19 protein-coding genes are annotated in these 26,284 nt (G+C 40.7%); 5 read left to right on the forward strand and 14 right to left on the reverse strand.

Translation table 11 applies throughout. The features are described 5' to 3' along the window. Positions 1 to 48: 48 nt before the first annotated feature. From CZ225_RS05660 to CZ225_RS05670, 3 genes are read right to left on the reverse strand one after another with little or no spacing between them, the layout of a single operon-like run. Positions 49 to 354, reverse strand: coding sequence for a DUF5056 domain-containing protein (locus tag CZ225_RS05660; protein ID WP_077153302.1), 306 nt, complete (start codon positions 352 to 354; stop codon positions 49 to 51). Further along, positions 338 to 886 carry an RNA polymerase sigma factor gene (locus CZ225_RS05665; protein ID WP_077153303.1) on the reverse strand — a complete coding sequence of 183 codons (549 nt, stop codon included), beginning with the start codon at positions 884 to 886 and terminating at the stop codon, positions 338 to 340. Before CZ225_RS05665 ends, CZ225_RS05660 begins: the two co-directional genes overlap by 17 nt. Next, positions 883 to 1,431: a DUF6249 domain-containing protein gene (locus tag CZ225_RS05670; protein ID WP_077153304.1), complete on the reverse strand. Its 549-nt coding sequence runs from the start codon at positions 1,429 to 1,431 to the stop codon at positions 883 to 885. Before CZ225_RS05670 ends, CZ225_RS05665 begins: the two co-directional genes overlap by 4 nt. A 107-nt stretch (positions 1,432 to 1,538) precedes the next feature. Here CZ225_RS05670 and CZ225_RS05675 point away from each other — a divergent pair, with 107 nt between their 5' ends. Continuing rightward, positions 1,539 to 2,984 (forward strand): methyltransferase RsmF C-terminal domain-like protein, encoded by a 1,446-nt coding sequence (locus tag CZ225_RS05675; protein ID WP_077153305.1) that lies wholly within the window; start codon positions 1,539 to 1,541, stop codon positions 2,982 to 2,984. Positions 2,985 to 3,256: 272 nt separating this feature from the next. On the opposite strand, the gene CZ225_RS05680 is transcribed toward CZ225_RS05675, so the two are convergent. From CZ225_RS05680 to CZ225_RS05700, 5 genes are all read right to left on the reverse strand, one after another. Then, complete coding sequence (locus CZ225_RS05680; RefSeq protein WP_077153306.1) at positions 3,257 to 4,438, reverse strand: TolC family protein; 1,182 nt, start codon at positions 4,436 to 4,438, stop codon at positions 3,257 to 3,259. 100 nt (positions 4,439 to 4,538) lie between these two features. Continuing rightward, on the reverse strand, positions 4,539 to 7,646 hold the full coding sequence (locus CZ225_RS05685) for an efflux RND transporter permease subunit (protein WP_077153307.1): 3,108 nt from the start codon (positions 7,644 to 7,646) through the stop codon (positions 4,539 to 4,541). Positions 7,647 to 7,749: 103 nt separating this feature from the next. After that, positions 7,750 to 8,997, reverse strand: coding sequence for an efflux RND transporter periplasmic adaptor subunit (locus tag CZ225_RS05690; RefSeq protein ID WP_077153308.1), 1,248 nt, complete (start codon positions 8,995 to 8,997; stop codon positions 7,750 to 7,752). Positions 8,998 to 9,083: 86 nt separating this feature from the next. Continuing rightward, positions 9,084 to 9,497, reverse strand: a complete 414-nt coding sequence (locus tag CZ225_RS05695; RefSeq protein WP_077153309.1) for a DUF6769 family protein — start codon at positions 9,495 to 9,497, stop codon at positions 9,084 to 9,086. A gap of 107 nt (positions 9,498 to 9,604) precedes the next feature. Beyond that, positions 9,605 to 11,242, reverse strand: a complete 1,638-nt coding sequence (locus CZ225_RS05700) for an ABC-F family ATP-binding cassette domain-containing protein (protein ID WP_077153310.1) — start codon at positions 11,240 to 11,242, stop codon at positions 9,605 to 9,607. 116 nt (positions 11,243 to 11,358) lie between these two features. Between CZ225_RS05700 and CZ225_RS05705 the strand changes: the two genes are divergently transcribed. Further along, entirely contained in the window at positions 11,359 to 11,757 is a 399-nt protein-coding gene (locus CZ225_RS05705) for a response regulator (RefSeq protein ID WP_073349549.1), read from the forward strand. A 238-nt stretch (positions 11,758 to 11,995) separates the two neighbouring features. Here the strand turns inward: CZ225_RS05705 and CZ225_RS05710 are convergent, their stop codons facing one another. The 5 genes from CZ225_RS05710 to CZ225_RS05735 all read right to left on the reverse strand — a co-directional run bounded on the left by CZ225_RS05710 (position 11,996) and on the right by CZ225_RS05735 (position 22,401). Next, positions 11,996 to 12,559, reverse strand: coding sequence for a lipid-binding protein (locus CZ225_RS05710; RefSeq protein WP_025074547.1), 564 nt, complete (start codon positions 12,557 to 12,559; stop codon positions 11,996 to 11,998). A 35-nt stretch (positions 12,560 to 12,594) separates the two neighbouring features. After that, positions 12,595 to 14,073 (reverse strand): SusD/RagB family nutrient-binding outer membrane lipoprotein, encoded by a 1,479-nt coding sequence (locus CZ225_RS05715; protein ID WP_077153311.1) that lies wholly within the window; start codon positions 14,071 to 14,073, stop codon positions 12,595 to 12,597. A gap of 14 nt (positions 14,074 to 14,087) precedes the next feature. Next, positions 14,088 to 17,294, reverse strand: coding sequence for a SusC/RagA family TonB-linked outer membrane protein (locus CZ225_RS05720; RefSeq protein WP_083714591.1), 3,207 nt, complete (start codon positions 17,292 to 17,294; stop codon positions 14,088 to 14,090). Positions 17,295 to 17,599: 305 nt separating this feature from the next. Further along, positions 17,600 to 19,852, reverse strand: coding sequence for an inorganic phosphate transporter (locus CZ225_RS05725; protein ID WP_077153312.1), 2,253 nt, complete (start codon positions 19,850 to 19,852; stop codon positions 17,600 to 17,602). A 491-nt stretch (positions 19,853 to 20,343) separates the two neighbouring features. Continuing rightward, positions 20,344 to 22,401, reverse strand: coding sequence for an RNA degradosome polyphosphate kinase (locus CZ225_RS05735; RefSeq protein WP_077155717.1), 2,058 nt, complete (start codon positions 22,399 to 22,401; stop codon positions 20,344 to 20,346). A 62-nt stretch (positions 22,402 to 22,463) separates the two neighbouring features. Between CZ225_RS05735 and CZ225_RS05740 the strand changes: the two genes are divergently transcribed. The 3 genes from CZ225_RS05740 (at position 22,464) to rfbB (ending at position 25,058) form a co-directional block, all read left to right on the forward strand. Beyond that, on the forward strand, positions 22,464 to 22,955 hold the full coding sequence (locus tag CZ225_RS05740) for a metallophosphoesterase family protein (RefSeq protein ID WP_077153314.1): 492 nt from the start codon (positions 22,464 to 22,466) through the stop codon (positions 22,953 to 22,955). A gap of 75 nt (positions 22,956 to 23,030) precedes the next feature. Further along, positions 23,031 to 23,900 carry a glucose-1-phosphate thymidylyltransferase RfbA gene (gene rfbA / locus CZ225_RS05745; protein ID WP_077153315.1) on the forward strand — a complete coding sequence of 290 codons (870 nt, stop codon included), beginning with the start codon at positions 23,031 to 23,033 and terminating at the stop codon, positions 23,898 to 23,900. Positions 23,901 to 23,921: 21 nt separating this feature from the next. Beyond that, the gene (gene rfbB, locus CZ225_RS05750) at positions 23,922 to 25,058 is read left to right on the forward strand and encodes a dTDP-glucose 4,6-dehydratase (protein ID WP_077153316.1); all 1,137 of its coding nucleotides are present in this window, start codon (positions 23,922 to 23,924) and stop codon (positions 25,056 to 25,058) included. A gap of 240 nt (positions 25,059 to 25,298) precedes the next feature. Here the strand turns inward: rfbB and CZ225_RS05755 are convergent, their stop codons facing one another. Beyond that, positions 25,299 to 26,192: a 1,4-dihydroxy-2-naphthoate polyprenyltransferase gene (locus CZ225_RS05755; protein ID WP_077153317.1), complete on the reverse strand. Its 894-nt coding sequence runs from the start codon at positions 26,190 to 26,192 to the stop codon at positions 25,299 to 25,301. Positions 26,193 to 26,284 lie beyond the last annotated feature (92 nt).

Consider the following 26,284-nt stretch of genomic DNA (forward strand, 5'->3'; position numbering starts at 1 on the left):
TCATGTTTTAACATATTCCTTGCTTTTAAACATTGTTTGGAAACTTCCTTATGCCAATGAGCAGATTTTCTTCACACCTAAGCATAGCAATACTATAGTTATGATTATAAGAGATTTTTGGTCTATGTTAGCAGTTGCTTCCTGCATATTTCTCAAAGTTGCTTCCACTCCACCTAACCATACAAAAAGTATAGTTCCGATGATTACAATGAGAGCTGTCCGAATACATGTAAGCCAATTGCTTTGGCTAGGCAAATGATGCATAACACGTTGGCTGAATCCGTTATCAGCTATTTCCTGCTTGTTTTCAGCAAAGAAATCATGCAAGAGTTTATCATTATCTATTTCTTCCATAACCATTTTGTTTTAAAAATACAGCTAATTTTTCTTTTCCACGTGACAGATGGCTTTTGACGGTCCCCGTCGGAATTTCCATAATACCTGCTATCTTATCGATACTTACATCCTCCATATAAAATAGGATGATACAAGTGCGTTCCATTTCTTTAAGTGTTTTGAGTGCCTGATAAATATCCATTTTCTGCCCAATGTTTTCTTGTATGGTGCAATGAATAGTGTCTACTTCTCTAGTATCCAGATCAGCCGTCTCTTTATGGCTGCGAATATAATCGTAAAATACATTATTAGCAATGCGATATAACCACGTAGAGAAACTAGACAGATTTTGGAAAGAAGCAAGATTAGTATATGCTTTGATAAATGTATCTTGTGCCAAATCATCGCTCAAATTACTATCTCCGCAAGTTAAGTGCAGAAAAAAACGCCGGATGGACGACTGGTATTTTTGCACTAACTGGTCAAAGGCTTTGGTGTTTTTTAATACCACAACCTGTGCGACTAGTGAGATTTCATTGAGTTGGCTCATTTGTTTTCAGAGTTCTTTTTTTGCTGTTTATATCCGGTAATCCATTGACCAATACCCATAAACATAACGAGTAGTCCGATAGCTCCGATACTAAATTTACCAGTGAGTATCCAGAGGAAGATGAATAAGCCGATTCCGGTAAAAGTGTTTCTAATACCTTGTGCCTGCTGGTCAGTTGTCTTTTTTTCTTTGATAAGATTATCTGGTAGAGGTTGTCCTGCTGCTAATGCTTGTTCGGCAAGATGATAACGTGCTTTCCTGTTTTTATAGCGAAAGAAAAAGATAATAAACAATATAAAAACCGGACATGCAAATACGACAATCGTATTAATGATAGCGACTATAATACCTTTTTCAATGACATCATTAAGCTCGAAAGGGAGTGAAATGTTTCCATTCGAATTTTGAATTAGTAAAGTCTGTGTACTGATATTATTCTTCGCAGCATTTAGAGCTGTGGTAGTGCTGTTTATCAAAAAATCTTGTGCATATATTGAAGTGCATAAAGATAATACAGCGAAGAGGGCTATGATAAATTGTTTCATATGGTTATTTATTATTTGTTTCTTTATTGGTTAGACGTAGTTAATATCTGAGAAAGTTGCAAAGAGAAGAAATATTTTTGATATTTGCAGGAATTAATAAATGAAAAATGAATTTACCTGTCTCTTTTATCGATTATACACGTGCCTTACTTGGCAACGAAGAATATGAAAAGTTAGCTGTTGCTTTACAACAGGAGCCTCCCGTCAGTATCCGTATAAATAATAGAAAATGGATGATGAATCATGATGATTATTCATTGGAAAAAGTGCTTTGGGCTTCTGAAGGATATTATCTTGATGAACGTTTGACTTTTACATTTGATCCGTTGTTTCATGCAGGGTGCTATTATGTGCAAGAGGCATCTTCTATGTTTGTGGAACAGATACTTCGGCAATATGCCGAAGAACCTGTAATCATGTTAGACCTTTGTGCAGCTCCCGGTGGAAAATCCACACATCTTCGGAGTATACTTCCCGAAGGTAGTCTGTTGGTGGCAAATGAAGTGATTCGGAACCGTTCGCAAATTCTGGCAGAGAATCTGACGAAATGGGGACATCCGGATGTGGTAGTAACTAATAATGATCCATCCGATTACTTACAGTTACCTTCATTTTTCGATATCATTCTGACTGATGTTCCTTGTTCCGGTGAAGGAATGTTCCGAAAAGATCCGGTAGCAATTGAAGAATGGAGTCCTGAGAATGTCGAAATCTGTTGGCAGCGTCAGCGACGAATTATTTCGGATATTTGGGCTTGTCTGAAACCTGGTGGGATTCTTATATATAGCACATGTACCTATAACACAAAAGAGGACGAAGAAAATGTTCGTTGGATACAGGAAGAGTTCGGGGCAGAGATGTTATCATTAGATATTCCGGTCGAATGGAAAATTACCGGAGATCTTCTGGGAGAAAAAAAATTACCTGTTTATCATTTTTTGCCTCATAAGACGAAAGGAGAAGGATTCTTTTTGGCTGCTTTGCGTAAACCGATGTCAGATGATGAGTCTATTCTTAATCATGATATTGTTAAGAGTAAAAATCAGAAAAAGAAAGATAAAAGAGGAGGAACTACTTCTGCCCCACCTGTGTCTAGGGAATATCTGAAAATGGCTGAAAACTGGCTGAAAAAAGATGCCTTGGATAAGTATGTCCTAACTACGGAAGATACTGCAATTTGTGCATTTTCTCGACAATATCAGAACGAACTTGCCATTTTGAAGCAGAATCTTCGTGTCATTCAGGCGGGAACTGCTGTGGGAGAAGTAAAAGGTAAAGATTTGATTCCGGCTCATGCGTTGGCAATGAGTACTTCTGTCCTTCGTCAAGGAGCTTTTGTTACCGAAGAGGTTACTTATGAGCAAGCTATTGCTTATTTAAGAAAAGAGGCTGTTACTTTACCAGTAACAGCCCCTCGTGGTTATATTTTACTTACTTACCGGAATATACCTTTGGGATTTGTGAAGAATATTGGTAATCGTGCCAATAATCTATATCCTCAGGAGTGGCGTATCCGGAGCGGATACTTGCCGGAAGAAGTGAAAACACTGTAGTTTCTTGGCAGAATTCTTCTCTAGTAAATAGAATTCGTTTATCTATTAGGAGGTCTTATCAATCGCATAGAAGAAGCAATTTGTGCCACCCTATTGGCAAAGCTGTGCCAATGTGATGGCACTGTTGTGCCAATAGGGTGGCACTGTTGTGCCAATAGGGTGGCACAGTTGTGCCAATACTATGGCACAAACAAAGATATAAAGTAAATGAAAGAATCTGTATACTCTATGTAATCCGTACCTTTTATAAAGTTATTTTGCAGAGGTACTTATTATAATTTGCTTTTATAAATTCGTGCCATGGCCTTCTGATATTGATTTTCTAACTGGAGATAATTCAGGTGGCTTTGGTACAGTACTGAGACTTCGACAAAATACTCAATCATACTGATCTGACCTCCGGTTAATGCCTGTTTCAATAGCTCAAGATCTTGTTGTGACTGGAATGTTTTCTGATATTCTTCCATTGAGGCATGTAAAGATTTAGCTTCTCTATAAAGCTGTGTTAATTCAGATTCCACCTGAAGAGTAGCATTTTGTTTTTGCAAATCAATATTCAATGCTTGGGCTTTGGCCACTTTCACTTTGTTCCGGTTTTCAAAGAGTGGAAAGGAAAAGCCTACTACTACCCCATTGAAGGGAGTTCCCGTTTCAGTATTCCGACGATATCCTAATTCCAATTTGGGTAACCATTGCGATTTATTGACCGAGATTTGTTTACGGGCAACCAAGCTTTCATTGCCTAGAACCATTAGGGTACGATCAGAAGCCAAAACTTCCGATTTGAGAATTTGGTAATCAGCGGGGAGAGGTGTTGCTGGGTATTTTGTCTCTTCGAAAACCACTGGAATATTACCATTGAGGGCGTTTAGTTCCTGTAATCTGTTACGTAGCGTTGTCTCATTTAAAGACGCTTCTGTACGGACATTCAGTAATTCCAGATTAATCTTGTTCGTTTCAAGTGCATTCGCATCCCCTGTTTGCAGACGTTTGGCGTACATCTTGGATAACTCTTCCGCATTGCGAAGCCGTTCTTCCAGAATTTGTTTTTGTTGGCGTAACATGATGATATCCAAACATATCTCTTTAGCTTGTAACAGCATATCTTGTCGAAAAATATCAGCTTGACTATCGAATGCTCCTGATTTCAGGCGATTCAGTTTATTACGTGTTACGTATAGACTTGGAAAGTCAAAACTTTGTGAGATTACGAGTTCACCAATTGTTTCGTTCTTGTCTTTCGCTCCCCATAGATGAGCATATGACAGTGTTGGATCAGCTAGATTATTCTCCGTTTTAGCTTCCAGTTTTTGAGAAGCGATAAGTTGTGCGTTTGCCTGTAACCCTTTATTGTTAGTTTCAATATTACGCAATACCTGATCGATTCCGTTTTGAGCTTGTACTCCGCCTGTTAAGGCAAGGAGTACAGAGCTTATGATAATGATTCGTTTCATATTTTTCTTTTATTAATTCGTTCTATTGATTTATTAATTTATTAATTTGTTCAATAGGATGATAATAAGTTTTTCTTGTTAAGGACCAATTTCCATCCTTTCATTTAACCGATGGAGTGTGAGGATTATCTTTCCGGTGCATCATCAAGTAAACAATCGGAACGATGAAACCGTTCAAGAAAGTCGAAGTTAATAATCCACCCAAAATTACTTTAGCCATCGGACTTTGAATCTCATTACCCGGAAGATCGCCTCCCAAGGCCAGTGGAATCAAAGCTAAAGCTGAAGATAATGCTGTCATCAAAATAGGATTCAAACGATCGAGTGAGCCTCGAATCACACTTTCGTATACTCCTAGACCTTCTTCTTTTTGTAGATGGTTGTAATGACTGATGAGCAACATTCCATTACGTGTAGCAATACCGAATAGCGAAATGAACCCGATAATGGCAGGAATACTAACTTCACCTGTAGTGATAATCAGTGCAAATACACCACCGATCAATGCAAGGGGCAAGTTTAGTAAGATGACTCCGGATTCTTTGACACTGCGGAACTCATGATAAAGTAACAGGAAAATTACGACAATACTAATGAAAGAAGTCAATGCCAGCGTCCGGCTTGCAGCTTGTTCACTTTCAAACTGGCCACCATATTCGATGTGGTATCCTTCAGGTAGTTGAATGGAAGTATCAATCTGTTTCTGGATATCATTAACTACGCTGCGAAGATCACGATCGGCAACATTGGCAGAAATCACTATTTTACGTTTCACATTTTCACGGTTGATAGTATTCGGACCCATAGCAGATACGACATCAGCTACATAGTTTAAAGGCACTTTTTTCCCATCACTTGTATCTACCATCAGATTACGTATTTTTTCCATCTCGTCACGAGCATTATCTTTCACTTTTACGATAAGGTCGAAACTCTTTCCCTGTTCGTATACTTGAGAGATCACTTTTCCGGCAAGTGCTACATTTACGTATTCTGAAAATTCTGGTAATGTGATACCGTATTTGGCTAATACCTCCCGTTTGGGCTGAATCTTCAACTGTGGACGTTCTATTTGTTGTTCTACATTGAGGTCGGCAATACCGGGAATATCGCTGATTGCATTTTTTATCTGATTGCCGAGTGAGAACATTTTATTCAGATCGTCGCCAAATAACTTAATGGCAATATTTGCCTTAGTTCCTGATAACATTGCATCAATACGGTGACTAATCGGTTGTCCGATTTCGATATTCGCACCATTCAAAGTATTTAATTTCTCACGTACTTCGGCTACCATTTCACTTCGAGAGCGATCTTTCAATTCAAATGGTGCTTCGATTTCTGATACGTTCACGCCAAGTGCATGTTCGTCCAATTCAGCACGTCCCGTTTTACGGGCAACCGTTTGAATTTCCGGTATGCTTAACAATAATTCTTCAGCACGATGCCCCATTTTATCACTTTCCTCCAGTGAAATACCAGGTAAAGAACTGATATTGATTGTAAATGAACCTTCGTTGAAAGAAGGGAGGAAACTGCGTCCCAGTGTGAAGAACATTCCTAGGGCGACCAGGAAGAGAGCAATTGTACTTCCTAATGTGATCCGCTTGTGCTTTAGCACCCATGTTAATGCTTTTTCATAAACACCTTTCATCCAGCGGGCTACAAAAGATTCTTTCAGTTCCTTATTTGTCTTTTTGCTGCCTAAGAGATACGAACAAAGTACCGGAGTCAGTGTCAAGGCAACCACAGTAGAAGCAAATAATGCCACAATGAAAGCGATTCCCAGTGGAACCAACATGCGGCCTTCCATTCCACTAAGGAAGAATAACGGAACGAAACTTACTACAATAATAAGAGTTGAGTTCAGAATAGGCATACGTACTTCTTTGGAAGCATTAAATACCACTTCAAGAGTACTAAGCCGTTCCGCTTCTGGTTTCTGCCGGTTTTCTCGCAGGCGTTTGTAAACGTTTTCCACATCGACGATAGCATCGTCTACCAGTGAACCGATTGCAATAGCCATACCTCCCAAACTCATAGTATTGATCGTCATTCCCATATAGTGTAATGTCAGGATAGAAACGAGTAGAGAGAGTGGTAGTGTTACCAATGAAATAATAGTTGTACGTACATTTGCCAGGAATAGGAACAATACAATGACAACAAAAATACCTCCTTCAAAAAGTGATTTCTTCACGTTTCCGATTGAGCTTTCGATGAACCGGCTTTGACGGAAAATATCTGTCGATACTTTCACATCAGGAGGTAGGTTCTTTTGTAAATCCTTCAGCGAAGTTTCCAATTTGTCTGTTAACTCCAATGTACTGGTGGCAGGCTGTTTAGTTACAGTCATTAGTACAGCTGGTTTGCCACGTTCCGAAGCTGTTCCTAATTTCGGAGCTTTCGGACCAATAACTACATCAGCAATACTCTCTAAAGTAACAGGGAAGCCGTTTACAGTTTTTACTACTGCTTTTCCCAACTGTTCTGTTTGGGTTGTTGAAAGTACTCCACGTACGATATATTCATTACCGAATTCATAAAGTACTCCACCATTGGCGTTCAAGTTCATATCCTGGGTTACGGTCATTATTTCACCCATGGAGATTCCATAGTGCCGCATCCGTTCAGGATCAAGTTGTATTTGATACTCTTTGATGTCTCCACCCAATACGGCTACCTGTGCCACACCTCCTGTAGACAAAAGTCTTGGACGAATCGTCCAATCGGCAATTGTACGTAGATCGAGCATGGAAGTTGAATCGGCAGTCAGACCGACAATCAGCATTTCTCCTAAGATAGAAGATTGCGGACCAAGAGTTGGTTTACCAACATTGACCGGAAGAGATTCGCTGACTATTGCCAATTTTTCACTTACAATCTGACGTGCCAGATAGATGTCTGTTCCCCAGTCAAATTCTACCCAGACTACAGAGAAACCATTAGTAGAAGATGAGCGCACGCGGCGTACACCGGTAGCTCCATTTACAGCTGTTTCAACAGGGAAAGTAACGAGTTGTTCCACTTCCTCGGCTGCCATACCATTGGCTTCGGTCATGATGACCACCGTTGGTGCATTAAGGTCGGGGAATACGTCTACTTCCGTATTCATGGCGGTATATGTTCCTGCAATGAGCAGAAGGATAGCCGCACAGAGCACAACCAGACGATTATGCAGGGAGTAATGTATTATTTTATTTAGCATATTATATAAGCTTCACCTTACTATAGAAGGGAAAGGATGATTTTATTAATGAATGATTATGATTTAATTTCTCATTGATTGGTAGAATCAAATACAATTACTCTTAATGCTCGTGGCTATGAGCTGGTATTGCATTGCTTGCACTTGCCAGGCGTACTTGATAAGCTCCTTCAGTGACTACACGGTCACCTGCTTTCACTCCGGTCAGGATTTGTACACTTTTGCCATTATCGGCTCCTAGGGTGACTTCCTGTTTCTTATAGCCTTCTTCGTCCAACTGCAGATAAACAAAGAATATTCCTTGTTCTTCGGTGAGTGCCGTACGAGGGACAGAAATAACATTTTCCATTGGAGAGGAAAGCAAGAACACTTCAATAAATGCTCCGGGAATGATATCCCCTTTGTTGTCAAATTCGAAAGTAACAGGCACATAATATGAATTGTCTCCTGAAGCTTTGCCAAAGGAAAGGAGTTTTCCGTCCAACTCTTGTAACTCATATACTTGGTTATTGTAAGGAGTCTGGAAATTGGCAGAAGTGATAGTACGTAAATATGGATAATATTTCTCTGAGACTTCTGCACGAAGGAAGAGGCGACGGTTTTGCGTTACACTTACCAAAGGCTGTCCAATCGTTACATAATCCCCTTCTTTCACTAAAACACTCTTCACATATCCGGAAATAGGTGAAGGTATATTCTGGCCACCAGCTGAATGGTTTTTAGCTAATGCTTCATAACTGATACGGGCATTTTCATAGTTCTGCTCTGCTTGTGCAAATTCTTTGTCTGATACAATCTTGTTTTTGATCAGTTCTTTCATACGCTTGTATTCCTTTTTGGATACTTCGTATGCGATACGTGCCCGTTGAACCGGATCACCATCTGCTATATTGCTGGAAGAGATGGTAATCAATGGTTTTCCCTGACCAACAGCCATGCCTTCCGTTACTTTTCCACGGAATGAAACCACGCCGGCAACAGTAGCTACAGCAACAGATTCGTCTCCTTGGGCAGCTAATACTTGTCCGCTGGTTTTGATAACTTGTTGGAAGGGAGCCGGTTGGATAATAGTTGATTTGACCCCGGCAGCGTCTGCTTTTGCTTTTGGAAGAATGATTTCGTCACCATGTCCTTCGGCAGCTTTACCGTGTTCGTGCTCGTCAGTGGCTTTGTTGTGATTATGGTCTTCACTACATTCACCTTCATGATCATGTGCTTCCGCTTCGTGATCATGTCCTTCTGTTTCATGGTTATGTGTAGTAGTTTCGTGGTCATGTCCTTCATGACCTTTACTGTTGCATGAACCCAAGGCGAACAACCCTAGGATTCCTATAAAAATAAGTTTCTTCATAAATGTTATTTTCCTACTAAAATTCTGTTTTAAATCTTCGCAAAGATAATTCGATGGGGTATGCAACTTGATTGCATACTTTTAGATTATGCAAAAACAGAGTAGGGAGGGGCACGAAGAGAGAAGGTACGAGGTATATTCGTACCGTGCAGAGATTCCCGAAAGTCATAATTATTTCTGGCTCGTTTTTCCAACGGCCGAAGTAAGTGTTCGATAATATCATCCGTGAATAAGGTAACGATCAGAATATAATCCGGTCCACTATGAGATTGCAAAGATGGAGTGGGGGACTGGAAATGTGTCATGCATTCGCTATGGCAACAAGAATCGTTTCCCGGGTGATGATGGTGATGCATGGGGCATTGTTGCTCGGTTGGCAAGTCTTGCTTCATGCAAATCATCCCGTCGGGATGATGATGATGGGGAAAAACGGCTGCTATCAACATGACAATGTTGATAAAAAGCAGCAGCGTTACTATGAACTTCTTCTTCCCTTTCATCCTTTTATTGAAGACTTTATCGGTTTTTATCTATCTGAATTGGATTTCGCAAATATACAAATATATTTCTTTTTTGGAACAGGTAGACGTTAACTTTTTATTATTTATTATTTCTTTTCCAATTCTTGCAATGAAGCCATTTTCTTCTTTTCAAGGAATTCGTAGATACCACACAAGTGCTCTGTCACCTTCTTATTTCCGAATTCATAAACCTTTGTTACCAATCCGTCCAAGAAGTCACGATCGTGCGAAACGACAATCAGAGTACCGTCAAAATCGGCTAATGCTTGCTTTAGAATATCTTTCGTCTTCATGTCCAAATGATTCGTCGGTTCATCCAGAATCAACAGATTGACAGGTTCCAGCAACAACTTGATCATGGCAAGACGAGTACGTTCTCCTCCCGAAAGTACCTTTACTTTCTTCATCGATTCTTCCGGTCCGCCGAACATGAAAGCTCCCAATAGATCACGTATCTTATTCCGGATATCACCTTTTGCCACATCGTCAATCGTTTGGAATACAGTGAGGTTTTCATCCATTAGTGAAGCTTGATTTTGAGCAAAATATCCAATTTGGACATTGTGCCCAAGTGTTAGGGTACCATCATGATCAATTTCTTTCATGATACATTTCACAAGTGTGGATTTACCTTCACCATTTTTTCCGACAAAAGCCACTTTATCACCGCGCTCAATAGTCAGAGATGCATTCTTGAATACCACATGGTCACCGTATGTTTTCCCAACTCCTTCCATAATAACCGGATAATTCCCGGAACGGGGAGAAGGAGGGAATTTCAGACGCAAAGCGGATGTATCTTCTTCGTCTACTTCCAGCAATTCCAATTTCTCTAGCATTTTGACACGGCTTTGTACTTGCAGAGTTTTGGAATATGTTCCTTTGAAGCGTTCGATGAACTCTTTTGTTTCAGCAATAAACTTCTGCTGTTCATCGTAAGCTTTCTGTTGCTGTTCACGACGTTCTTTGCGTAGTTGCAGATATTGAGAGTAGTTTACTTTATAGTCATAGATACGTCCCATGGTTACCTCAATGGTACGAGTCGTGATGTTGTCTACAAATTTACGGTCATGGCTGATAACGATTACGGCTTTTCCGTTGTTAATTAGAAAATCTTCCAGCCATTGGATAGATTCGATATCGAGATGATTGGTCGGCTCGTCAAGTAACAGTACGTCCGGTTTTTGTAGTAATAGCTTGGCAAGTTCGATACGCATACGCCACCCACCACTAAAATCACTCGTCTGACGATTGAAATCTTCGCGGGCAAACCCAAGGCCAAGCAATGCTTTTTCTACATTTTCTTCGTAATTAGTCGCATCAATAGAATAAAACTTTTCGCTCAAAACAGACACTTCTTCGATAAGAGCCATGTAACTGTCACTTTCGTAATCAGTACGTGTTTCGAGTTCTTTATTCAGTTTCTCTATTTGATTTTCCATTTCGTGCAAATGCGCAAAAGCCTGTGCCGTTTCTTCGAATACAGTCCGTCCGTCTTCTGTCATTAAATGCTGTGGAAGATAAGCTATTACACTATCTTTGGGAGTTGAAACTTTTCCGCGTGTCGGTGGTCTTACTCCTGCCAAAATTTTGAGCAAAGTGCTTTTTCCCGCTCCGTTTTTTCCCATCAGGGCGATTCGGTCTTTTTCGTTAATGACAAAGGAAATATCGCTAAATAAGGTGGTGCCGCCAAATTCTACGGCTAGTCCGTCTATAGAAATCATACAATTCTTAAATTTTGAGGCGCAAAGATAGCGAAATATATCAATCTTTTTTATAACTTGCGGGCTGAAATGAATTATCAAAGTGAAATATAAAATTAAAACAATATATAAACACTATGGAAAGTGAACAAATAAAAGAGTTCAGACCCCTCATTTTAGTGGCAGAGGACGATGATAGCAACTTTAAGTTAATTAAAGCAATTATAGGTAAGAAATGTGATATACAGTGGGCTAAGAATGGAGAAGAAATAGTAGGACTTTTCAAACAATATCGTCATGAGGCAAAAGCTATTTTGATGGATATCAAGATGCCGGTGATGAATGGACTGGAGGCTACCAAGATTATTCGTGAAGAAGATAAAGAAATCCCTATCATTATGCAGACTGCGTATGCTTTCAGTTCGGACAGAGAGAATGCAATGAATGCAGGGGCTAGTGAAGTTCTGGTCAAACCTATTACATTAGGTGTTCTTCGTAATGCGTTGAGTGGATATTTCCCGGCATTACAATGGTAAGATATAATTAGTTTTTTTCCTGTATATACAGGAAAGAAATACTATGAAAATATAGAGAAGATACTACAACTATCAATTTATTATTGAGAGCCGTAGTATCTTTTTTCGTTTCTCATCATATTTATATGAGATAACTGTCTTGCATTGCTGTTTATACCATATAATATAAATAGGAAAATAGTATAAAGTTACTCCCGGTTCTCGGTATGTACCGATATTCGGGGGTAGTAATCTAGGTTTAGTTATTAATCTGTGGAGCACTCCAAGTCTCGTCTGCATCCCAACCAGTGCGTCGGAAACCTGTTACCGTGTAAGTTTTTCCATTCAATGTATATTTTACTTCGATACCATCAGATTTTCCATTCGTAGGTGTAGTTACACTTTTCAATGTCAGTATACCGGAATTTACAGTGAACGTTCCGTTTACAGTTGCTCCGTCTGCCTCCATGTTACCAGCTGTACCGCTGAAAGTGAGATCTTTCACATTGCAATTAATTTTTCCTAATATGCCGGTACTGAATAACTCATCACTTGGTAGCTTGATCCATAATTTGTCTTTATCGTTATCTGTCGTATTATACAGATACATATATGTACCGAATACATCAGTCTTTTGTCCATCCGAATCTGTAATAGTGTGCATTACAATCTCTTTTCCAGCTTCATCAATCACTTTTACATAATACTGTCCGCTCAGCGGATAAACAGGTGAGAACTCCTGTTCATAGTCTCCATACGTGTCGCATGAGATTAATCCAACCATAGCGAATATCAAGAAAAATAAATATTTAATAGGTTTCATAGATATATCCTTTCTTTATGTTATAAATTCAACTTTTATTTCTTGTGCCACCAAAGCGGTTCCGTAATTCCCGGTATGACAGTTGGTGCACTTGTGTTGTAATCTAATGACTCTTTGGAGTAGATAAAACGACTTGGGAAGGCACCTTTTGCCAATGAACTGTTTGGGTTATAAGCCAGCTCACCTGTTACATAATTATCGTTAGTCGTTTCTACATTTCCTAAAGCCGGAATTCTAGTACGATTGATGTCAAACCAAGTGTCCCATGCCTGGCAACGAGTGCTGGCTACCCATTTCTGAGTAAGGATACATTTCAACATTGTATTTTCACTTGTGTCGTCGAAAGCATATTTACCTCCGTCAGCAATGAAATCTGTTGCATCGTGACTCCATCTTTCAAATGATAAATTAACAGCATTCTCGTAATGAGTTTTGGCATTGCCTTTATCACCAAGTCGTGCGTAGCATTCGGATAGCAGGTATTCTGTTTCAGCAGCCGACATATAGTAAACAGGGTCGAGTGCACCGATGACAGCCCGGGAGGTTTCTCTAATGGAGTAAAGCTTAGAATCTCTACTTCCGTAAGGAATAGCTTTATACGCTGAGTAGTCAGATCCGGCTGTTGTCTCATAAAAGTCTTTGATACGTGGATCGTCATTCTCATTCAAATATTGGTAGAGAGTAGTGCAGGCACGTACATTGTTCGTTGTATTTAACTGGCGACGGTCATTCTCATAGAACGGATTCGATTTGTTTACTACATCTTCAAAACAATGGACCGTTGCATCATCTTTCAAGAAATCACCCGCAGCAAGCATTGTTTGAATTTCAGTTTTGTTTGCTTCGAAGTCTCTCATGAGCAGTTTTAGTTTTAACGTTTTGGCAAACCGAATCCATTTCGTCATATCACCATCATAAATATAATCTTCCACACTCATAGCGAGCAACCCTTTTGCAGATGCATCGTCAGCTTTATCGATAGCATCATTCAACATTTGGATGATCCCTGGATAAACTACGGTTTTGCTATCGTCATATTTGCAGTTCTTACCTTTCAATGCTTCGGTGAAAGGAATATCTCCATAAGCGTCAGTTAGTACGTGATAGGTGAAGGCAGTCATTACTTTACCTACTACCCAGTAATTCCAAGCACCTTCGGCTTCTGACTTCTGGATTACAAGATCAAGGTCGGGCAGCACGTCGGCATAAGGGATTCTCCATAAACGCAAGTCACTGGAAGAGGTCATCGCATAATTGACAAGTGTGATATACTGGCTTGATGATGGATTCTGAGTGTAGTGCTGTGCCCACATAGAGCCGTAGAGTTGATATAGATATCCCATGACTCCCGCCGAACCTGTGAATGCAGATGGCAGTAGGGCTGATACAGTTACTTGTGATTCTCCCGGATAGTTCGGGTTCTCATTGATGTTCAGATAATTTTCGCATGAAACAAATGTTCCGAACAATAGAGTGCTAAGTACACCTATATATATTTTTTTTAATCTTTTCATATTCAGTCATTTTTTTAGAATACAATTTTGATACCTCCTCCTATGTTACGTGTAGAAGGAAGTGAAGCGAATTCACCGATTTCCGACAGGATATCGTTACCGAAGTTGGTGATTTCCGGATCGACATAGTTGTTAGCTTTCGGAGTCCACATAAAAAGGTTACGTCCAATGAAGCTCAAGTCGAGTTGTTGAATACCCAGTTTAGAAATCAATACTTTGGGGAATGAGTATGATAGTACTAATTCTCTCAGTTTCACATAGCCTTTCGGGATAACAAAATTCTCGAACTGACTTCTGGAATAAGCGTCACTATAAAAGTTACTCATGTTGTCGCTGGTTACCGGATTATTATTTTCGGCATATCCGCCATTGGGTAAGGCCATTACAGAGTTCGGAACAACAAACGGTTCACGGTTATTGAACACTGAACGTGTGGTGTTACCGACGAAGTGCATCAACTGCGCTGTGTAAGAATACATATATCCTCCTTTGCGCCAATCGGCTACAGCCGAGAGAGTGAAACCTTTGTACGTGATACGTGTATTGAATCCCATGTTGAAATCAGGAGCTGAAGAACCGATAGTTTTCATTTCACTGTTACTCGTTGTCGGAATGCCGTTTGCATCTACGATCACTTTTCCGTAATAAGGACTATTTGGGTCCTGTACAGTAGCAATGGCTGGGACTTGGAATATACCGAGAGGTTCGCCCACCTTGGCTACGAAGTTGGCGCTGTACGCTGTTTGCAGTACATATTCCGTTACAGGAGTATCACCTTCATTCCAGAGTTCTTTTACTTTACTCCAGTTCTTACTGAATGTGACACCGAGATCCCATTGGATATCCTTGTTACGAATTGGTGTCAGGTTTACTGACAACTCGATACCTTTATTGGAAATCTTCCCCACATTACGAGTTGCCGTAGTGTAACGAGTTTCCGGAGCGACGTTTGCTGCTATAATTTGGTCTTTGGTCAGCTTATTGTAGTAAGCAAAGTCGATGTTGATTCGGTTGTCAATAAAATTAGTTGTTATTCCCAATTCCCATTCGGAAGTCTTTTCCGGTTTCAGATGGTTGTTTGCCTGACGGTTATATTCTGTTAGGCCCAATGCACCATTCAATGGAGTATAGATATATCCGAAACCTGTTGATATCTGAGTCGGTACGAAATAAGGCATTGTCCGGTAGACATTGGCATCATTACCAGTTTGTCCCCAGGCTGCACGTACTTTCAGGTAGTTCACAATGTTATTTTTCAGAGAAGGAATCATATCCGTCAGAATCACTGAAGTGTTGATGCCACCGTAGAAAAAGCTGTTTGCATGAATCGGCAATGTAGACGACCAGTCGTTACGTCCTGAAAGATTGACAAACCAGAAGTTTTTGTATCCGAACTCCACCTGACCAAATGCTCCGATTGTTCTGCGTAATTCACGATAGTTAGTGCTGAGTGGTTTGTCGATACCATTTTCAAGGTTGTACCAACCAGCCATGAATAAACCATCAAGGTAAGATTTCAGGTAAGAAGATTTCCGCTGGTTGAGGTTCCAACCAAGAGTACCTCCTAAAGTGATATCTTCACCGATGTTGTAGTTGGCATTCATGAAGAGGGTAGCGTCTAATTGGTCGTAGTTGTCAGAACGTTCTGTATACGTACCTCTTTCATCTGATTTACCTCCATCTGCACTGTAAGAGTTTTCCGCATAAGTCAATTTGGCTGTACGTAGTTTCTGGCGGGAGTTGGTAAAGTCGCCACCGAGACGGCCTACTGCTTTAAGACCGGGCATTACTTCATAAGCAAGTTCCAGTTTACCATAGATACGGTCATCTTGGTAGTTATTCTTGTTGTTAGCAAGTACCCAATAAGGATTTTGTGCATACCAAGTGTAATAGTTATTACCATCATAACGAATGTCATTGAAATCTTTCATGACTGAGTAGTCAATGTCTACCGGATGTTGAATTAGTTCCTGTTGCATGGTAGCACCGGCTTTCCCTTGCCCTGCGGCGGCTTTGGTCATATCCTTACGAATATAGCTGACATTAACGTCTGCACTGAACTTATCGAATTTCATGTTACCACGAAGGGAGAACGTGTTACGCTCATATTTATCGGCATTATTCGGCAGGATACCATTTGAGGTGGTGTTTCCATAAGAAAGGAATAAACCTACTTTTTCAGTACCGGTCCGAATGCTTATATTATTGTTCATTTCGAATCCTGTAGTGTAAAAGTTACGTAAGTTGTCTTTTATGAATGAATAATGTTTTTTCATCTGAGGATCGAGGTTGTACGAACCCCATTCATTCATTCTTCCATCGAGTGCAGGTCCCCATGAACCGTTTTCACTTCTGTCCCAAGTGCCCCAACCTTGACCGAACTTATCCTGATCTTGTGGAACACGTAATACGTTGGAGGCCATGAACGATCCATCATACGAAACGGTCAACTTCTCTTGTTTCGCACGTTTAGTTGTAATCATAATAACTCCATTAGCAGCACGTGAACCATAAAGTGCAGTTGCCGAGGCACCTTTTAGTATGGTTACTGATTCTACATCCTCCGGATTAATATCATTTGCACCGTTACCAAAGTCTACAGCGTCATTTGCCTCGATCACTCCGTTGCCTTTATCATTAGACAAGCTGGTATTGTTGGATATCGGAACTCCGTCGATTACATACAATGGTTGATTGTTGGCGAAAGAAGAGTAGCCACGAACGATTACTTTCTGTGAACTACCAGCTGTACCGGAATTAGAAATATTAAGTCCGGCTACTTTTCCTGAAAGCCCTGCCATTACCGAACCGGATTTAGCTGCGATCAAGTCATCGTTCTTCACAGTAGAAGAAGCATATCCCAAAATCTTTTCACTTCTCTTGATACCCATAGCAGTTACTACCACTTCGTCCAATGCCTTTGCATCCGATTTAAGTACGATTTTCAATACTCCATCTTTGATGGTAACATCTTGTGGGGCCATCCCCACGTAAGACACATGAAGGGTTTTGGCTGTGGCGGGAACTCCTGAGATAGTAAACTTGCCGTCAATATCGGTGATTGTTCCTTGTGTAGTTCCAGCTACCAATATTGATGCACCTACAACGGGTAATCCGTCTTCCGCAGAAGTAACAACTCCTGTTACTTTCGACGTTTGCGCTGTCATTATACCTACACTTACAAAAAGGCAGGCCAACGTTAATAATAATTTCTCTTTCATAAAACTCTCTCTCTTTAATTTAACTTATAAAAACTGTTGTTTGCTTTCTAACTAAGTATTAATTCTCATTGATAACTAAACTCTGTGCTGACCTTTATGCTGAGACAACATCTTTTATGTTAGAATTGTTTGCTTACAATGAATAAATTTAAAGTAGAGTGGTTATTTTTATAATATTTTGAATGCAGGCTTAATATTTATGCAATTTAATAAATAAAAAATAATAGTTTAAAAAAGTATTATTGGCTGGTTTGTCCACATCTCTTTATCAAGGAAGGTATAAAAAGAGAGGCTGTATCTTTTTCTTATGGCATCTCCGTTTCCATCTGGAATTTGCGACTTACCTTCATTAGGTTGATAGTGTAAGTTACCACGTTTTGTGCTTCCTGAACCATAGTGAGATAAACCATGCTTACACGTATACTACCTGTCTGGCTTTGGATACGTTGTAACTCCTGACGTTTCAGATGAGAAAGTTGGCCGTTCAGGTCGTTGGCACGACGAATTACTTCTTCCATACCGTTATAGTCATTGTTTTCCAATCTCTTGCGGCATTGTTGAATCAAATAGGTGATATCTTCTGCTACGTCGCTGAATTCACCTTTCTGAATAGCATCCAGCGGGTTGAAATTATTATCGATATGTTCCAAACAAGGTTCGCTGAGACGGGCGATACTGTAAACCAGTTCACTGGCAAAGTCATTTCCTTGATAATAATAAAGTCCTTTTTCAAGAACAGTCGTGTTGTCAAGGCGACACATGGCAACTGTTCCCATACGTTTCATCTGTTTGATGAGTTGTTTTTCGAATTTGGTAGCTCCCATAGAACGCCGTAGCCCTCTCAGGTTTTCGTGGATAAATGAATTCACAGTTAATTCGAAGTTGGTTTCTGCATATTCTAATACCTTGGCTAGTTCCTCACGGGTATGTTGGCGCATTAATTGCAAAGCTTCTTCGTTGTCGGTAGTTTGCATCAGTTGTTTTAATGTCTCGTTAGCTTGTTCTTTTGCTTTACGTTTCTTATACATTATTTGGCTACGTATTAGAATAAAGACAGCAATACCAATCAGGACAATGATAGATATATTTCCTCCATAATGTAATACCATCGTTACAAAGAAACAAATGGTAAAGGCTGCTCCGGCTGTGATGAACCATCCTCCGATAACACTTAATACGCCGGTAATACGGTAAACGGCTGAGTCACGTCCCCAGGCACGGTCGGCGAGCGAGGTACCCATGGCAACCATGAAGGTCACGTAAGTAGTAGAAAGCGGCAATTTCAAGGAGGTTCCCAAGGCAATAAGTAAACCAGCAAGTACTAAGTTTACGGAGGCCCGGACTAGGTCGAAAGCTGCTCCATCAGCAATGATAGCTTCATCTTTGCGGAAACGGGTATCGAGCCATTTCTTAGTACCTTCTGGTGTGATGCGTGATATTGTGTTAGCAAGGGTCATACTTATACGGACCATGGTACGGGCGATTGGTGTACTTCCGAAGTTCTCTTCTCCTTCATCCTGACGGGAGAGATCGACAGAGGTTTTTATAACGGCATGTGCTTTTTTGGAGGTGCATAAGGCATATACCATAATGGCCCCGGCACCGATCAGGAAATACCAGGGTGTTTTTGCCGGACCGAGTAAGGATGTCATCAGGAAGCTGTCGGGAGTAACGCCGTTTCCGTTCGTTGTAAAATCAAGAAATGAAGAGTATCCTGCCAAAGGCACACCGATAAAGTTTACCAGGTCATTACCGGCAAAAGCAAGGGCGAGGGCAAAAGTTCCCATCAGTACTACTATTTTAAATACATTGACTTTCAGCCAATGAAGTACTTGCATCAGGATAGTGAAAAACACGAATAGTATGAAGATTAGTATCAGAGTATTCTCTTGTATCCACAATTTATTTTCGGGTGTCATGAAGGAACTGTCCTTCAAACCTTTAATAAGCATAAAGTAGATGATGGAAGTAGCGGCGATACCTCCGAACAGCCCGATGCTATATTTGATTTTTTGGGTGTAATTGAAAGTAAAGACTACGCGGGCAATCCATTGTACCACCATACCAAAAAAGAAAGCGATTGCAACAGATACGAAGATTGCCATGATGACGGAGAGTGCTTTGTCAGTATTGATAAGTTGCCCCAGACTGAGTGTGCTGTCGGCATTTACTTTAATCAATGAAAGTGCAAAGGTTCCTCCAAGAAGTTCAAATACCAGGGATACGGTGGTAGAGGTAGGCATTCCCATTGAATTGAATACATCCAGCAGTACGACGTCGGTTAGCATAACGGCAAGCAATATGCACATAATTTCCGCAAAATAGAAATGTTCCGGTTGGTAGATACCGTGTCGGGCAATGTCCATCATTCCATTAGATAGTGAAGCTCCGATGAAAATACCTATACCGGCAATGAATAAGATAGTTTTGAATGAAGCGGCTTTTGCTCCTACTGCTGAATTTAGAAAGTTTACCGCATCGTTACTCACACCGACGATCAGGTCGAAGACTGCAAGTACGAAGAGGAAAATGATAATGCATAAGTAAATTGTCTCCATAAAAATGTGTATGTTATTTCTGAGTGCAAAAGTCTGATTTTGACGTTGCAGTGAAATGTCATATGTGTTACATTTGTGTTACAAGCTGAAAGTGTCCGGTAAAGGTATTATACAGGACGAATGGAAGGAGAGACTTGTGAGAGATTTCTTTCGGATGGGATATATAAATGAAAGATGAAGATGTTCTGTCTTTAAGAATATAAGAGGGAGTAGTAGGATATAAAAGATGATTATGGAGCGAATTATGTATATTTTGTTGCAAGAATACCAATTTTTCTGTATTTGTTTGCAAATAATATACTGTTTTATCCAACTTAAATGGTTGATGGATCATTCGAATCTCTCGCATTTTTCGCCCTAAACACTAAGAAAAGCTGAGAAATAATAGGCAGAAGAGCCAGAGTGTGCCGTTTTTAAGATTGGCACCCTCTAGCTCCTGCTTGTTATTTGGCTTTTCTACATTTTGTTTTACTTATCCGCCTGAAATCTCATTAAACCGTTGTCTGCTTGTTCAGCCAGTCATAAAAGTAATATTGTGCTCTGATAGCAGCTTTCCCGGCAGGTCTCTTTTTGAAAACATTGTTCAATTGACCGTCCACCCAACAGGCCTTTTGATTGTCTGCCAGCTGGATGCGGAGTAATTCTATTAAATCACTTTTTAAATCAGGATCAAGAATGGGGGTGACAGCTTCAATTCGGCGGTATAAGTTACGTCTCATCCAGTCAGGAGAACCCATGAAGAGATCGGGATTATCATTGTTTCCAAAATACCAGATACGGGCATGTTCCAGAAAACTATCAACAATGCGTGTTACACGAATGTTACGACTGTAAGGCAGTCCCGGGATGAGGCAGCAAATACCTCGAACAATCAGGTCGATTTTTACCCCCCGTTCAGAGGCTTCATAAAGTCGGTCGATCATAGTTGGGTCTTGAAGTGCGTTCATTTTCAAAATGATTCGTCCTTCTTTTCCTTGTTCGGCAAGAGAGATTTCCCGGTCAATGAGCCGGTTTAGTTCCGGAATCAGGTTAAAACGGGCAACTAACAATGTATTGAATTTCGGATTTTCTTTTCCTTGTAGCGTGCGGAAGAGGTTATACAGGTCATTCACGATTTCTTTCCGACAAGTGAACAGCCCGCAGTCTGCATAAAGCGTGGCAGTTTTCTCATTGAAGTTACCCGTACTGATGTATGCGTAACTGGGAACCTTTTCCCCATTAAACCCGCGGCGTCGTACAAGAGCTACTTTGGCGTGCACCTTCAGTCCGGGAATACTATAAATAATCTTGATGCCTGCTGCTTGCATCATTTCAGCAGTTGCCAGGTTGTTTTCTTCATCAAAACGGGCTTTCAGTTCTACAAAAACAGTTACTTTCTTACCGTTCTGCGCGGCAGCTATCAGTGTGTTAATGACAGCGGAGTTTTCTGCTACCCGATATTGGGTAACCATGATTTCCCGTGTTTCAGGATTGTGCACTGCTTCGTAAAGAAAATGAATGAAATGGTCGAAAGAATGGTAAGGATAGTATAATAACAAGTCCTTCTTAGCAACATAATTGAAGATTGACTCTTTCTCGTCAAGACAAGTTAGCCTCATCGGCTTCGGCTTCTCAATAGGACGGAGCGACTTGTTCGGATTAGGCAGATGACGCAAGTCTTCCAGGTTCAAGTGCTTGTCTCCGGGGACAAGCTCGTCACGATGGATATGGAAAGCATCCATCAGGAATTCGAGAAAGTCTTGTGGCATAGAACGGTCATAAACAAATCGGCATACATCTCCAATCTTACGCTTTTTCACTTTCTGCTTTAATTGTTTTACGAGGTCGGCACCGTTGGTCGCGTCGTCAATGAGAATATCGGCATCACGGGAAATCTTGATGCTATAACTGGAATCTACTTCATAACCGGGGAAAATAAGTCCGAGATTTGCCTTGATGATGTCTTCAACAAATATCAGATAATGGTTTCCTTCGTGTGCCGGAAGTTCGATAAACCGGGGGACCTTAGCATAGGGTTGCTTCATTACGAAATAAAGCGGCTTTCCTCCCTCCTTGGGGTATAACCGTATGGCGAGATAAAGCCGGTTATCCCGCAAAAAAGAGATAATCTTATCTTTTGAGACGGGGACAGGTTGCAGGTACGGAAAGATTTCTTCCCGGAAGAAGTCTATGATAAACTTCTCGTGGAACGGTTCCACATGTCTGCTCTGGTAAAAAATGATATGATTCTTTTTTAGGGCCGGCAGTATCATTTCTTCGTAGATACGCACACGATCGTCCAACTGGCGGGTAACTTCCCGGTTTATTTCTTCCACTAGTTCTCGTGCCGACTGCACACTTTCTTCATCACTTTCCGTTGCGCCGGATGCCACTGCTTTGTGGTCCGCCACACGAATTTTATAGAACTCTTCCAAATTGGCAGAGTAGATAGAGATAAAATTTATTCGTTCGTACAGTGGCAGATGTTCGTCGCGGGCTTCCAGTAATACCCGGTAATTGAACGATAGCCAACTAATGTCCCGTTTAAAATAATTATACTTGTTTTCCATGCGCTTCAAAGTCAAGATTTCCTCCAAATATACTATCTTTGTGGAATTAAACAAAAGATTTTATGACAAGAATAGGATTATTATCAGATACTCACGCTTATTGGGATGAAAAATATTTGGAGTATTTCGAACCCTGTGACGAAATCTGGCATGCGGGAGATATCGGTTCTCTGGAAGTAGCGGAGAAACTTACCGAGTTTCGTCCGTTTCGTGCCGTTTATGGAAACATTGATGGTCAGGAGATTAGGAAACTATTTCCGCAAGTAAACCGCTTTACCGTAGATGGGGCGGAAATACTGATGAAGCATATTGGAGGTTATCCGGGAAAATATGATCCCTCTATCATTGGGAGTCTGATGACGCGTCCACCAAAATTGTTTATTAGCGGACATTCCCATATATTAAAGGTAAAATATGATAAAACATTAAATATGTTACATATTAATCCGGGGGCTGCCGGGATGTCCGGTTTTCATAAAGTACGGACATTGGTGCGCTTTGTCATTGATCAGGGAGCCTTCACAGACTTGGAAGTTATTGAACTGGCCGGGTGAAAAATGATTTTAAAATTTTGCCACGTCAGATTTCTTTCCGACCTTTGCACGCACTAACGAATAACTCAGACGAAGATGAAAGGAATTATTCTGGCAGGAGGGAGTGCTACGCGTCTCTATCCGCTTTCTAAAGCGATTTCCAAGCAAATAATGCCTGTGTATGACAAGCCGATGATTTATTATCCGCTATCTACACTGATGTTGGCTGGAATACGTGAAGTATTGATTATCTCTACCCCGCGTGATCTTCCTATGTTCCGCGACTTGTTGGGGACAGGTGAAGAACTAGGAATGTCGTTTTCTTATAAAATTCAGGAGAAACCTAACGGCTTGGCGCAGGCTTTTGTACTTGGTGCCGATTTTCTGAATGGAGAACCGGGTTGCCTTATCTTGGGCGATAATATGTTTTACGGTCAGGGATTCTCTGCTATGCTTCGTCGTGCTGCCAGCATAACAAAAGGTGCTTGTATTTTCGGCTATTATGTGAAAGATCCTCGCGCTTATGGTGTGGTGGAATTTGACGAACAGGGAAAAGTGATGTCTCTGGAAGAGAAACCGCTACACCCGAAAAGTAACTATGCTGTTCCCGGACTTTACTTCTACGACGCTACTGTAACCGCAAAAGCTGCTGCACTCCGACCTTCGGCGCGTGGAGAATATGAGATAACGGATCTGAACCGTCTCTATCTGGAAGAGGGCACATTGAAGGTAGAACTATTTGGACGTGGATTTGCATGGCTTGATACAGGAAACTGTGACAGCTTATTGGAAGCTTCCAATTTTGTGGCAACCATTCAGAATCGTCAGGGTTTCTATGTCAGCTGTATCGAAGAAATAGCTTGGCGTCAGGGATGGATTTCATCAGAGCAACTACTTGTGTTAGGACAACAACTTGAAAAGACGGAATACGGTAAGTACCTTATAGAACTGGCAAAACAATCCTAAAATCAACATAAAGAATTATATATGAAAACTTATTTAGTGACCGGTGCTGCTGGATTTATTGGCGCCAATTATATAAAGTATATTCTAGCTAAACACAGTGACATAAAAGTGATTGTCCTGGATGCTTTGACATATGCAGGTAATCTGGGTACTATTGCAAAAGATATTGATAACGAACGTTGTTTTTTTATAAAAGGCGATATCTGTAATCGCGAAGTGGTAGATCGTCTTTTTGCTGAATACCGTTTTGATTATGTAGTGAATTTCGCTGCTGAAAGTCATGTAGACCGTAGCATTGAAAATCCTCAATTGTTCTTGATAACTAATATTCTCGGTACTCAAAATCTGTTGGATTGCGCTCGTCGTGCATGGGTGATGGGTAAGGATGAACAAGGATATCCTACCTGGAGAAAAGGCGTACGTTATCATCAGGTATCTACCGACGAAGTATATGGTTCTCTCGGAGCAGAAGGTTACTTTACTGAAACAACTCCGCTTTGTCCTCACAGCCCTTACAGTGCATCCAAAACAAGTGCCGATATGGTAGTGATGGCTTATCACGATACTTATAAAATGCCGGTAACAATTACCCGTTGTTCTAATAACTACGGTCCTTATCACTTCCCGGAGAAACTGATTCCACTAATTATCAAGAATATTCTTGAAGGTAAACATTTGCCTGTTTACGGTGATGGCAGCAATGTGCGTGACTGGCTTTACGTAGAGGATCATTGTAAGGCAATTGACCTCGTGGTACGTGAAGGTAAAGAAGGTGAAGCATACAACGTGGGCGGACATAACGAAAAAACAAATCTTGAAATCGTGAAGCTGACCATTGCAACGATCCGCCGATTGATGGAAGAACATTCCGAATATCGCCAGGTCTTGAAGAAAAAAGTAAAAGACGAAAAGGGAGAAATTGCAATCGATTGGATAAACGAAGATTTGATTACCTTTGTTAAGGATCGTTTGGGACACGACCAACGTTACGCTATTGATCCAACTAAAATCACGAATGCTTTGGGCTGGTATCCGGAAACGAAATTTGAGGTTGGTATTGTAAAGACTATCGAATGGTATCTGAATAATCAGGCTTGGGTCGATGAAGTGACCAGTGGCGATTATCAGGGATACTACGAAAAAATGTACGGGAAATAATTCCGGAGATTACTTGGAATATTCAGCCTAACCCTAACAAATTTAGGCTGAATCAAATTAAATAATGTGATCTTGTACTTCAAGCATCGCTTAATAGAAGTACAAGAACCTCCCGAAAGATGTACTTGAATGGACAGACTGATGTACAAGAGTAGTCTGAATGAAGTACAAGACTACGGTGAATGAAGTACAAGATTGCTATGAAAGAAGTACTAGAGTTGGATAAATGGTGTATTTGATTTAGTTTATCAGCATTCCTATTGATAAAAGAATACCGAGTAACAGCATATTACGAGAAGTTTCTCCTAATATGCTGTTTAATTTTTTACCACTATGAATTTGTTTCATTCGTTTCCAGGTGATGATATGAGGAATTAGATAGAGCTGTGGTAGAAGGGCAGCAAACATATGCCCCTCGATAAGAAACCAAAAGCAGAGAAGGGAGGCAGACAATCCTAATATAAAGTAAAGGTATTGTCCAAAATGCTCTCCAAAGCGAACAATGACAGTTCGTTTCCCGCTTCGTGCGTCCGCTTCGCGGTCGCGATAATTGTTCACTACCAGTAATGTGTCGATCAGTAATCCGCAAATCAGAGAAGCAATGGTGACATCCGGTGTCCACGTTAATGTTTGTACGTAATAAGTTCCGCCTACAGGTACGAAACCGAAAAAGACGATGACTGGAACATCTCCCCAGCCATTATAAGATAAGGGATAAGGACCGGTAGTGTAGAGAAAAGCAAAAAGTACACAGAGCAATCCTACGAGTATCAATTCCCATCCGGCATAGAATAGCAGTACGCTGCCGATAAGACAGGCAAGCACTACGGTGATAATGATTCCTGTCCGCATGGCTCCTGCTGAAATCCACCCTTGTGCACAGGCACGTTCCGGACCAAGCCGGTCTTCTCGGTCAGTGCCTTTGAGATAATCGAAAAGGTCATTGATGAAATTGGCCGCAATCTGCATGAAGCTTGCGAACAAACAACATATGAGGGCAGGAAGCCATTGAAAATGTCCGTCCATTGCAGCAAGTGCTGTACCTACCATGACAGGGGTAATGGCTCCTGTCAGTGTCTTGGGACGTGCTGCCAATATCCAAGCATGTAGCGAGTTCCGTTTAACTTTTTCCATCCTGTTATTGTTTATCTCTGTATAATTAGATGATTTGACGGACAAAGGTACATGAAATTTATTTATCTTTGTATTTTCATTATACTAAAAGA

Origin of the sequence: Bacteroides bouchesdurhonensis (assembly GCF_900155865.1) — a bacterium.
Taxonomy (GTDB): Bacteria; Bacteroidota; Bacteroidia; order Bacteroidales; family Bacteroidaceae; genus Bacteroides; species Bacteroides bouchesdurhonensis.